Source organism: Streptococcus cristatus (genome assembly GCF_008369405.1).
Classification (GTDB): domain Bacteria; phylum Bacillota; class Bacilli; order Lactobacillales; family Streptococcaceae; genus Streptococcus; species Streptococcus cristatus_G.
Genome location: NZ_VSJJ01000030.1, coordinates 1 through 623, shown reverse-complemented (window position 1 = coordinate 623; position 623 = coordinate 1). Strand labels below are relative to the sequence as shown.

The following is a 623-nucleotide window of genomic DNA, read 5'->3' as shown; positions in this document are numbered from 1 at the left end:
GCGCTCCCATCAAATGGTCAACAGGAATATCAAAGAAACCTTGGATCTGAGCAGCATGCAAATCAATGGTCAATAGGCGGTCGACCCCAGCAATCTCCATCAGATTAGCCACTAATTTAGATGTAATCGGCTCACGAGCACGAGCTTTTCGGTCTTGTCTAGCATAGCCATAGTAAGGCATCACCACATTGATAGACTCCGCACTAGCCCGCTTCAAGGCATCCACCATGATCAAAATCTCCATCAGATTGTCATTAACAGGTGAGCTAGTCGACTGCAAGATAAAAACGTGCTTACCACGGATCGATTCTTCGATGTTTACTTGAATTTCCCCGTCAGAAAATTGACGAACCGTTGACTTCCCAAGCGGCATCCCAATCTCCTTTGCAACACGCTGCGCTAATTCTTGATTAGAAGAAAGAGCAAAGAGCTTTAAATCAGAAAAAGACATGATTCCCTCCAGATTCTAAATCGTCTTTTATTGTAACCAATTGCATTTGTCCTATCTACCATTGTAACGCTTTTCCAGCAATTTTTCAATAAAAAATAAAAGGGAGAGTGGGACAGAAATCGGTAATTCGTTAGAATTCGATTTCGTCGTCCCACCTCCGCACAGTTGAGTA

General features: G+C 43.0%; 1 protein-coding gene. It reads right to left on the bottom strand.

Annotated features, from left to right (window positions below):
* The coding region (gene prs / locus FXF62_RS10715; protein ID WP_149518720.1) for a ribose-phosphate diphosphokinase at positions 1 to 451 on the bottom strand (451 nt) is incomplete at its 3' end.
* Positions 452 to 623 lie beyond the last annotated feature (172 nt).